The organism is Allosphingosinicella sp. (assembly GCF_036387615.1).
GTDB lineage: Bacteria > Pseudomonadota > Alphaproteobacteria > Sphingomonadales > Sphingomonadaceae > Allosphingosinicella.
In genome coordinates this window covers 18,771-27,728 of the sequence record NZ_DASVTH010000042.1, presented here as the reverse complement: position 1 = coordinate 27,728, position 8,958 = coordinate 18,771, and the positions used below count along the sequence as shown (strand labels likewise).

General features: G+C 67.2%; 12 protein-coding genes. 7 read left to right on the top strand and 5 right to left on the bottom strand.

All coding sequences use genetic code 11. The features are described from left to right. Positions 1-184: 184 nt before the first annotated feature. Complete coding sequence (locus tag VF631_RS09635) at positions 185-445, top strand: hypothetical protein (protein ID WP_431850081.1); 261 nt, start codon at positions 185-187, stop codon at positions 443-445. A gap of 50 nt (positions 446-495) precedes the next feature. Here the strand turns inward: VF631_RS09635 and VF631_RS09630 are convergent, their stop codons facing one another. Both VF631_RS09630 and VF631_RS09625 read right to left on the bottom strand, forming a co-directional pair. Beyond that, a complete protein-coding gene (locus VF631_RS09630) occupies positions 496-1,908 on the bottom strand; it encodes a terminase large subunit domain-containing protein (RefSeq protein ID WP_431850083.1) in 1,413 nt (470 codons plus the stop codon). Positions 1,909-1,949: 41 nt separating this feature from the next. Next, the gene (locus VF631_RS09625; RefSeq protein WP_431850080.1) at positions 1,950-2,759 is read right to left on the bottom strand and encodes a hypothetical protein; all 810 of its coding nucleotides are present in this window, start codon (positions 2,757-2,759) and stop codon (positions 1,950-1,952) included. A gap of 120 nt (positions 2,760-2,879) precedes the next feature. On the opposite strand from VF631_RS09625, the gene hemF reads away from it, so the two are divergent. Continuing rightward, positions 2,880-3,737 (top strand): oxygen-dependent coproporphyrinogen oxidase, encoded by an 858-nt coding sequence (gene hemF, locus VF631_RS09620; RefSeq protein ID WP_431850079.1) that lies wholly within the window; start codon positions 2,880-2,882, stop codon positions 3,735-3,737. Between the two features lie 173 nt (positions 3,738-3,910). After that, positions 3,911-4,516, top strand: coding sequence for a GNAT family N-acetyltransferase (locus VF631_RS09615; protein ID WP_431850078.1), 606 nt, complete (start codon positions 3,911-3,913; stop codon positions 4,514-4,516). On the opposite strand, the gene VF631_RS09610 is transcribed toward VF631_RS09615, so the two are convergent. Beyond that, the gene (locus tag VF631_RS09610) at positions 4,459-5,211 is read right to left on the bottom strand and encodes a YciC family protein (protein ID WP_431850077.1); all 753 of its coding nucleotides are present in this window, start codon (positions 5,209-5,211) and stop codon (positions 4,459-4,461) included. The two genes, VF631_RS09615 and VF631_RS09610, sit on opposite strands and share 58 nt — an antisense overlap. Before the next feature lie 93 nt (positions 5,212-5,304). Here VF631_RS09610 and lipB point away from each other — a divergent pair, with 93 nt between their 5' ends. The 4 genes from lipB to VF631_RS09590 all read left to right on the top strand — a co-directional run bounded on the left by lipB (position 5,305) and on the right by VF631_RS09590 (position 7,524). Continuing rightward, positions 5,305-5,976 (top strand): lipoyl(octanoyl) transferase LipB, encoded by a 672-nt coding sequence (gene lipB, locus VF631_RS09605; protein WP_431850076.1) that lies wholly within the window; start codon positions 5,305-5,307, stop codon positions 5,974-5,976. An 89-nt stretch (positions 5,977-6,065) separates the two neighbouring features. Continuing rightward, entirely contained in the window at positions 6,066-6,413 is a 348-nt protein-coding gene (locus VF631_RS09600) for a hypothetical protein (protein ID WP_431850075.1), read from the top strand. A gap of 118 nt (positions 6,414-6,531) precedes the next feature. Next, positions 6,532-6,714 carry a hypothetical protein gene (locus VF631_RS09595; protein ID WP_431850074.1) on the top strand — a complete coding sequence of 61 codons (183 nt, stop codon included), beginning with the start codon at positions 6,532-6,534 and terminating at the stop codon, positions 6,712-6,714. A 132-nt stretch (positions 6,715-6,846) separates the two neighbouring features. Further along, positions 6,847-7,524: a hypothetical protein gene (locus VF631_RS09590; protein WP_431850073.1), complete on the top strand. Its 678-nt coding sequence runs from the start codon at positions 6,847-6,849 to the stop codon at positions 7,522-7,524. A gap of 20 nt (positions 7,525-7,544) precedes the next feature. Here the strand turns inward: VF631_RS09590 and queE are convergent, their stop codons facing one another. Together queE and queC are read right to left on the bottom strand one after the other, a co-directional pair. Continuing rightward, positions 7,545-8,174 (bottom strand): 7-carboxy-7-deazaguanine synthase, encoded by a 630-nt coding sequence (gene queE / locus VF631_RS09585; protein ID WP_431850072.1) that lies wholly within the window; start codon positions 8,172-8,174, stop codon positions 7,545-7,547. After that, a complete protein-coding gene (gene queC, locus VF631_RS09580) occupies positions 8,171-8,872 on the bottom strand; it encodes a 7-cyano-7-deazaguanine synthase QueC (protein ID WP_431850071.1) in 702 nt (233 codons plus the stop codon). Before queC ends, queE begins: the two co-directional genes overlap by 4 nt. Between the last annotated feature and the right edge of the window lie 86 nt (positions 8,873-8,958).

The following is an 8,958-nucleotide window of genomic DNA, read 5'->3' as shown; positions in this document are numbered from 1 at the left end:
AATCTGAAAAATGCTCTTGGCCAAGTCCAGGCCGATCGTGGTAATCTCCATGTGGGTGGCTCCTTCTCGTGGACGCTTCGACAGCAACCACACTTTGGCACTCAGATGCCGGGAGCGGGAGCCATCCACCCCATCTGCTTTCGACCCATTGCGGACATTCAGGCGGGTCGGCACAAAGGAGAAGATGGATTCTGAACCAGATATCCTGGAGACTGCGGCGAGCCTCGACGGCACCAAACGCTGGCACTTGCTGCGGCGGGACGATGGCTTCTTCGTGTATGATGAGGACTCGTTCTTCTCTGAGGATTTGAGCGATTTCGGGGGCGGCCTGATGGAGTATTGGACCCCCACCCACTTCTCCGGAATCTTCGACACGCCAGAGGCAGCCCGGCGAGACGCGCTAGGGCAGATTGCTTGGCTAAGAGAGGTTCTCCCCTCTAAATAAGCGGTGTCCGCTTTCCACCCATAGCGGACACTCGCGCGACGGATGCTGCCCTAAAGCACGGATATCCGAGGCTCCCTCGCCTTTGCGAACAGCTCCGTCATCGCCCAGACCATCGCGTCGGCGCGGTCGGGCGAGTTACCGGGGCCTTGGTAGCCGGCATAGGTGAGGCCGCACAGCTGGTCCTCCAGCTCGGGGAACGAACCGGCGAGCTTCGCGCGGCCCGCCTCGAAGTGGAGCGCGATCGGCTCGGCGCGCGCCGCCTTGGCCCTGGTGGCGGCGACGAGGCGGATCGGCAGCGCGAAGCTCGCGGCGCGCAGCACGGATTCGACCATGTCGCCGCCCTGGTTCTTCTCGGCGACGACGAGCTGCGCCTCCCACGCCTCCGCGGCGGCGGCGACGCGGCGGGCCCATCCTTCCGGCCGCTTGCCGCCGACCGTAAGATCGGCGAGCACATAGGCCGTGCCGTCGCGCCCGAGCCCGCAAACGACGATGCCGCAAGAATCGCCATGCGCGCTCGCCGGCGGATCGACTCCGACGACGATGCGGGCAAGATCCTCCCCGGGACGGGGAGGGGGACCAGCCGCAGGCTGGTGGAGGGGGCTCACCGCCTGGCACGACCCCCCCTCCACCACGCCGCTTCGCGTCGCGGTCTCCCTCCCCGTCCCGGGGAGGATCACGCGCGCCCTCTCGATCATCTCGCGGGTCCAAAGCGCGCCGGGCAAATCCTCCAGCAGCAGCCCGTCCAGCTCCTGCCGTCCAAGCCGGGTGCCGGCGTAGAGCGCGGCGACGGCCTCGCGGAAGTCGCGGGCGCTGTGCGGGTTCTGGTCGGTGCGGCCGCTGGTGCTGGCCGTGTGCGGGAGCGCGAGGATGCGCTTCAGGAGCGGGACCGGCCGGGGCGTGGTGGTGAGGATCGTGCGCGGGCGCGTGCCGAGCCGCAGGCCGAGGACGAGATTGTCCCAGGTCGCCTCGGCGCGCACCTGCCCTGAGCTTGTCGAACGGGGCCATTTGGCGAGCTCGTCGACCCAGGCGAAATGATGCTGCGGGCCGCGCAAGGCCTCCGGGCGCTCGGCCGAATAGACGAAGCCCTCGGCGCCCGAGGGAAAGCGGACGAGGCCGCGGGTCGGAATCCAGAGCGGCCGCTCGCCCCAGCGAGCCGAGGCGATGAGGCCGCTTTCGCCCTCCACCATCACCCGCGCCGCTTCCTCGCGGGTGGCGGCGACAAGCGCGATGCGGGTCCCCTCCCCGCCTTCGCGGGCGCGCGCCCACACCCATTCGGCGCCGGCGCGGGTCTTGCCGAAACCGCGGCCGGCGACGATCGCCCAGACCCGCCACGGGCCGCCGCCCTGCGCACGGGCCGGCTCGTGCTGGCCGCCATGGGCGCGCCACCACCATTCCTCGGCGAGGATCGCGATCGCGGCCGCGGGGAGCGCCGACAAGATAACGCGGCGGCGCTCGGCCGTCATCCGGCGGAGCGCCCGCAGCCGGGCGACCGCCTCGCTGCGTTTCACGGGCCGGGCTCCCCGTCCTCCGGGCCGTCGTAGCGCGCGGCCTCCTCAGGCGGTAGCGACGGCACATCGACGCCCAGTGAATCCAGGCGCTTGCCCAGCAAGTCTATGGCCGCGTCAAAGGTCCACACCCGCCGCGCGCCGCCGGACGCGGACTGCTCCGGCCGCCGTCCCTTTCGGTCCCAGCGGTCGAGCAGCTTCAGCACGCGCTCGAACTCCGCGGCGATGGCGGCGGGCACCGCTCCGGCGTCGTCCGGCCGGGCCTCCTCGATCGCGGCCCGCAGCCTCCTCTGCACGGCGAGCCGCTGGCGCAGCGCTTCGGCTTCCAGGCTCACATCGCCCTGCTCGAGCGCCTCCTGGAATTCCGCGGCAAAGGCTGGGTTCTTCCGGCGGTGGACGTACACGGTCCGCTCGCAAACTCCGGCCGCCGCCGCGGCCGCGATCGTGTCGCAGCTCCAGCAGAAATGGGCGAGGAACGCCTGCTGCCTTTTTTTGTCGAAGCGGACGTGCCGCATCTTGCGCCGCTGCAGTCCGCGGCGGTTGTTCGCCACGATCCGCGTCTCGCCCCCGCGCACCCGCCTTTGCTTCGGCCGCCGCTCCGCCTCCGATGACGATGCATATGCCTCTTGCCAGTCAGTCGCGAATTGCGGATCGCGTTTGCGCGCCTTGTAAAGGCCCTGCAGCGTGACCCGAAGGGCCGCGGCTGCCTCGTCGAGCCGCGCGCCGTCGCACATGGCCTTCAGGAACGCCGCCTTCAAAGCGCCATCGATGCGGGTCCGCCCCCCGCCCGAATCACCATCCCCGCCCATCGGGAGTTTAGAACATAAGCGGAACACGTAGGAAAGCGGATTTGACCACATGGGTTGCTCAGGCACCGGCTCTTGCAAGCCGGAGCGCGCGGGAGCATCGGCTGGCCGACCGGAGGCGCGATGATCGAGCTTGATGAGCAGCAACAGGCGGCGCGGGACTGGTTCGAGTCGCTGCGCGACCGGATCTGCGCCGAATTCGAGGCGATCGAGCGCGAGGCCGCCCCTTCGACCGGCTCAGGCGAGGCGCGATTCGACTACATGCCCTGGGAGCGGCTCGACCCGGACGGATCGCCCGGCGGCGGCGGCGTGCGCGGCCTGATGAAGGGACAGGTGTTCGAGAAGGTCGGCGTCAACGTCTCGACCGTGGGGGGAAGCTTCAGCCCCGACTTCGCGCAAAGCGTGCTCGGCGCGGCGGAAGACCCGCGCTTCTTCGCGACCGGCATCAGCCTGGTCGCCCACATGGCCAACCCGCACGCGCCCGCCGTCCACATGAACACGCGCTTCCTGGCCACCACCAAGCGCTGGTTCGGCGGCGGGGCGGACCTGAACCCGCCGCTCCCTTACGAGGAGGACACGGCCGACTTCCACGCCCGCCTTCGCGCCGCCTGCGCGGCCCACGACCCGACCTATTATCCGCGCTTCTCGAAATGGGCGGAGGATTATTTCTTCATTCCCCATCGCGGCGTGCACCGCGGGGTGGGCGGCATCTTCTTCGATCATCTGGAGGATCATTTCGACGCGCATTTCGCCTTCGCCCGCGACGTCGGCGAGGCGTTCCTGGACGTCTTCCCCAAGCTCGTTCGCCGGAGAATGGCGACGCCCTTTTCCGACGAAGACAAGGCGCGCCAGCTCGAATGGCGCGGGCGCTATGCCGAATTTAACCTCATCTACGATCGCGGCACCCTGTTCGGGCTCAAGACCGGCGGCAATGTCGACGCGATCCTGATGAGCCTGCCCCCGCTGGCGACGTGGTCGTGAGGTCCTCCCCGGGACGGGGAGGGGGACCACGGCAGGGTTCCCGCCAAAGTACTACTTTGGCGGGGTCCCCCGAAGCGGCGTGGTGGAGGGGGCCCTGCGTCGGAGCTCCTCAAAGACGGCCCCCCTCCACCAGCCTACGGCTGGTCCCCCTCCCCGTTCCGGGGAGGAATTAGATGCTCATCGACATTCCCCCCGGCCATGTCGGCACCGTCGTCACCTTCCTCGAGATGACCGAGCGCCCTCGCCCCCGCCCCATGCCCGTCTCGCCGCTTCGCCTCGAGCATTGGCGATCCCCTGATCCCGCCAAGTATCGTGAGCTTTTCCGCCGCGTCGGCGCGCGCTGGCTGTGGTATTCACGCCTCGCGATGGACGATGCGCTGCTCGCGGCGACGATCGCGGACGTCCATGCCGTGGTCGACCGGCGCGGGATCGAAGTGGGAATGCTGGAGCTCGACTTCGGCCAGCCCGGCGAGTGCCTGATCCGCTTCCTGGGGCTTGTCCCTGAGCTTGCCGGCAAGGGTCACGGCCAGTGGCTGTTCGCGCAGCTGATGGCGCTGGCCTGGCGCCCGGATGTCGCCCGCGTGCACGTCAACACCTGCACGCTCGACCATCCGGCCGCCCTGCCCTCCTACCTCAAGGCGGGCTTCCAGGTGTACAAGCGCGCGTTCGAGAGCTTCCCCGATCCGCGCCTGATCGGCATCCTGGCGGAGGATGTCGCGCCTCAGATTCCCTTGGAGAGGTCCACCGTCGACTCCGGCCCGCCACGCAAGGCGCGATAGATGGCGGCGACCAGAACCGTCAGGACCGCGTAAAGCGCCGCGGTCAGCGCGGAGCTGAGGATCAGCACCAGCATACCGCCGATACCTTCCCGCCCGCCGGCGAGTAACAGCACCGAACCGAGGATCGCGGTGATGACGAAACTGACCAGCATGCCCACCACGAAGACGATCGCGACGAGGCCAGCCACCGCCCAGCCGCGTCCGCGGGTCAGCGCCCAGCTGTCCCTGATCGCGGCGAGCGGATTGCGTGGTTGCTGGGTGACGAGCACCGGACTTGCCGGAAACAGGCGGCCGAGCAGATAGATGCCAGGCAGGATGAACAGTCCGAGGCCAAGGCCGATCGCCAGGTTGGTCAGGATCGACATCAGCAGGTAAAAGGGAAGGATCGGCAAAGCGGCGGCGATCGCGCGTCCGACCGTTTGTTCCCGCCCGCGCAGCAGCAACAGATAGATGGCGATCGCGCCCACCATGTTGAACAGGTTGCCGATCAGCAGCCAGGGCCAGTTGTTCGCGAAATGCTCGAACATCGGCCCGAACGGATCGGCTTCGCTGGGCGTGGGCTGGGGCAGGAAGTAGCCGGTCAGCAGGGTCGGGAGCAGCAGAAAGACGCCTGCTACGGCGCCGATCAGCGAGCCGTGGCTCTTCAGCATGTTGACGGTGTCGGCCCAGATCGCGCTGTAGGAAAACCTCATCATGCCCCTTCCGAATATGTCGGCCGCATAGCCGCCCGGAGCCGAAGCGGGCAAGGACGGCTTGATCGCGCCGCCCCGCCGGACGACATCGGGAGGATGACGGACGAGCAGCTGACCGGGCAGATCGAGTGGCGGGTCTCTCCCGGCCTCGTGCCCTATCCGGAGGCGCTGGCCGAAATGGAAAACCGCGCCAGGGCGATTCGCGAGGAGGGCGCGCCCGAGCTCGTCTGGCTCTTGCAGCATCCCCCGCTCTACACCGCCGGGACCAGCGCCGACCCGGCCGAACTGTTCAATCCGCAAGGATTTCCGGTGTTCGAAGCGGGGCGCGGCGGACGCTACACCTATCATGGTCCGGGACAGCGTGTCGGCTATCTCCTGCTCGATCTCGACAGGCGCGGACGCGATATCCGGCGCTTCGTGCACAGCCTGGAGGAGTGGTTGATCGCGTCCCTTGCACAACTCGGCGTCCAGGCCTTTCGCGCCGAGGGGCGGATCGGCATCTGGGTGCGGCACGGGAATACAGAGGCGAAAGTCGGCGCAATCGGGGTTCGAGTGCGCCGGTGGGTCACCATGCACGGCTTTTCGGTCAACCTCGACCCGGAACTTTCCCACTTCTCAGGCATCGTACCTTGCGGTATTGCCGCGTTTCCGGTGACCAGCCTTGCCGAATTGTGCGTATCGGAAGGTGAAAAGCGTTTCGATCTGGCACTGAAACAAGGCTTGGGCCCGTTTCTTGCCCTGTTGGCAGGTATGAATCTGGAGGCTTGAGGGCCTTCCTCTTCTCGTTTATCGTGCAAAACTGATTTGGTAGAAAAAGGGGCAGACCCCACCAAATCTCTATCTAGGGAGTTTCCAAAATGCGTGACCTTCTCAAGACTGTAATGACCGGCTCCATCGTCGCCGGCGCGGCCCTCCTCGTCGCGGCGTGCGGCGGCGGCGGCAGCGAAGCCAACAATGCGGCTATGGACGCCAACATGACCGCTACTGACGGCATGACCACCAACGACGTCACCGCCGTCGACGGCGCGACCGGCATGGACAACAACATGGCCATGGACACCAACATGACCATGGACGCCAACATGACCGGCGGCAACATGACCGGCGGCAACATGACCGGCGGCAACATGACCGGTGGCAACATGACCGGCGGCAACATGACCGGTGGCAACACCACCGGCGGCAACATGACCAACGGCATGTAATCGACCTGCCAAGGTTTTCGGGAAAAGGCCGTCCGGGCGACCGGGCGGCCTTTTCTTTTGGCGTTGCTGTCCGAAAAACGGGAGCGGCTCCACCAATCCGCCAATGGGAGGAACTGGCATGACGCTCTGGCAGATCGCGTGCTCAGCAGCCGCCATCTACTGCCTCGCTCGTGCGATCGCGGACATCCGGAACAGGCGCTACATTTGGGGCGCCTTGGGTGTCGCAAGTGCTGCGGTGCTGATGCTGACGCCTATCCCAACCCACGCGGCGAAGATCGACCTCGTTCCAGCCGCGGACTGACGCTGGACCGGGCCTGCTCGCCACCGGGCGGTAATCGTCCTGCGTTTCCCGATTGCGCGGCTTGACTCGTTCAGCATAGGAACAGCCCGGCGGGCGCAGGGACACGGTTCTATTGGAAGGCATAGGTTGACGATGAGTCTTCGTATCAAGCGCGTTCGCGCCCGGGCTGCGCTGCCGATCGCCGCGGCGATGCTGGCATCCTCGCCCGCCCCGGCGCAATTCTACATGAACGATCCGGGTTTTCAGAAAGGGCCGGTGCAGGGCAGCGATCCACTGGTCGGGCTGCCGATCCCCGATGCCACGCCGGCTGAATATCGCGCGCACCTGCTCTGGAACATGCGGGCCGGCCTCAACGTCGCGGCCCTGCAGTGCCAGTTCTCGCCCTATCTGCGCACCGTGGACAATTATAACGGCCTTCTTGCCCACCATGCCAAGGAGCTGGCCGAGGCCTACACGGCGCTGAACAACTATTTCAAGCGCACCCGCGGCAAGGAAGGCCAGCGGGCATTCGACGATTACACCACCGCGACCTACAACAACTTCTCGACGCTGCAGGCGCAGCTCGGCTTCTGCCAGACCGCGTCCAGCATCGGCAAGGAAGCGCTGACCCGGCCCAAGGGCCAGTTCCACGTGCTGGCCGAACAGCGCATGCGCGAGCTGCGCAGCAGCCTTATCCCATCGTACAAGCCGACAATGATCCCGTTCAATCCGTACGCGATCCGGATCGCGCCGATGCCGCCGCTACAGGAGGATTGCTGGAACAAGCGCAACGAGTTGCGCGTGAAGTGTGGCGGCGTGGAGACGCGATAAGCGGGTCTGCTTCCTGACGCTTAGGGCAGACCCAGCAGCTTGTGGGTCTGGAGGCTGAGCCGCCAGCGTGGATTGGCCATAACGAAGGCGATGGCGGCCTGGAGCGCGGCCGCCCGATCGACCTCGTCCCTGGGCTGAATGAGGTGGTGGCGAAAGTCCCAGTCGGCGAGCTCGGCCGGATTGATCCCCGCTTGCGGCCAGACCAGCTTGAGCTCGTCGCCGCTGCGCTGGACGATCTGGGTGCCCGCCTTGGGACTGACGCAGAGCCAGTCGATCCCTTGCGGCGCCGGCAAGGTTCCGTTGCTTTCGACCGCGATGGCGAAGCCGCGCGTATGGAGGGCCTCGATAAGCGCCGAATCGAGCTGGAGCAAGGGCTCGCCGCCGGTGATCACGATCAGGGGACCCTCGCCCTCACCCCACGTGCGCGCGGCCGCATCGGCCAGCGCGGAAGCATCGCGAAAGCGTCCGCCGCCTTCGCCATCCATGCCGACGAAATCAGTGTCGCAGAATGTGCAGGCCGCGTCCGCCCGATCCTGCTCGCGGCCCGACCAGAGATTGCAGCCGGAAAAGCGCAGGAAAACGGCGCGGCGGCCGGCCTGCGCACCCTCGCCCTGCAGCGTCAGGAAGATTTCCTTGACCGCGTAGCTCATCGAGGATCCGCGTAATCGGTGGGATCCGGTAGCGCCGCTTCGCTGAACGCCATGGCCCTGAGCCGGCAGCTGTCGCAGATGCCGCAATGGGCGGGTCCGGGCGCGGGATCGTAGCAGGACCAGCTGAGGCCGGCATCCATGCCGAGCCGGGCGGCCTCCCGGGCGATATCCGCCTTGCCGAGATGAAGCAGAGGCGCTTGGACGCGAAACGGCTCGCCCTCCACACCGGCCTTGGTGGCGAGCGTGGCGAGCTGTTCGAACCCGGCAATGAAATCGGGGCGGCAATCGGGGTAGCCGGAATAATCGAGCGCGTTGACGCCGATAAACAGGTCGCGCGCGCCCATCGCCTCGGCCCAGCCGAGCGCGAGCGACAGGAAGATGGTGTTGCGGGCGGGCACGTAAGTGACGGGGATGGTGTCGCCCTCCCCGGCGCGCGGCACATTGATCTCGTCGGTGAGAGCAGAGCCCCCGAACGCGCGCAGATCGAGCGGAAGCACCAGCTGGCGCTCGACGCCCAACGCGGCCGCGATCCGCCGGGCGGCGTCAAGCTCGACCCGGTGGCGCTGGTTATAGTCGATCGTCAGGGCGAGCAGGCGAAAGCCCCGCTCCAGCGCCAGTCCAGCGACGACCATCGAGTCGAGGCCGCCGGACAGGAGGACGACGGCAAGCTTGTGCGGAGCGGACATGGACGCGGTCATCTAGGGACGGGCCTGCCTCGGCGCAACGCGCGCCCCCAAAAGAACGGGCCGCCCGGAAGAGCGGCCCAGTTTCGGCTTTCCAAAAG

Bases quoted from the DNA above. Each gene is read 5' to 3' on its own strand.
- lipB (WP_431850076.1), top strand. From the start codon at position 5,305: ATGACGGACGAGCAGCTGACCGGGCAGATCGAGTGGCGGGTCTCTCCC.
- VF631_RS09630 (WP_431850083.1), bottom strand. From the start codon at position 1,908: ATGACGGCCGAGCGCCGCCGCGTTATCTTGTCGGCGCTCCCCGCGGCC.
- queE (WP_431850072.1), bottom strand. From the start codon at position 8,174: ATGAGCTACGCGGTCAAGGAAATCTTCCTGACGCTGCAGGGCGAGGGT.
- VF631_RS09610 (WP_431850077.1), bottom strand. From the start codon at position 5,211: ATGATGAGGTTTTCCTACAGCGCGATCTGGGCCGACACCGTCAACATG.
- VF631_RS09595 (WP_431850074.1), top strand. From the start codon at position 6,532: ATGACGCTCTGGCAGATCGCGTGCTCAGCAGCCGCCATCTACTGCCTC.
- VF631_RS09590 (WP_431850073.1), top strand. From the start codon at position 6,847: ATGAGTCTTCGTATCAAGCGCGTTCGCGCCCGGGCTGCGCTGCCGATC.
- VF631_RS09615 (WP_431850078.1), top strand. From the start codon at position 3,911: ATGCTCATCGACATTCCCCCCGGCCATGTCGGCACCGTCGTCACCTTC.
- hemF (WP_431850079.1), top strand. From the start codon at position 2,880: ATGATCGAGCTTGATGAGCAGCAACAGGCGGCGCGGGACTGGTTCGAG.
- VF631_RS09600 (WP_431850075.1), top strand. From the start codon at position 6,066: ATGCGTGACCTTCTCAAGACTGTAATGACCGGCTCCATCGTCGCCGGC.
- VF631_RS09625 (WP_431850080.1), bottom strand. From the start codon at position 2,759: ATGGGCGGGGATGGTGATTCGGGCGGGGGGCGGACCCGCATCGATGGC.
- VF631_RS09635 (WP_431850081.1), top strand. From the start codon at position 185: ATGGATTCTGAACCAGATATCCTGGAGACTGCGGCGAGCCTCGACGGC.
- queC (WP_431850071.1), bottom strand. From the start codon at position 8,872: ATGACCGCGTCCATGTCCGCTCCGCACAAGCTTGCCGTCGTCCTCCTG.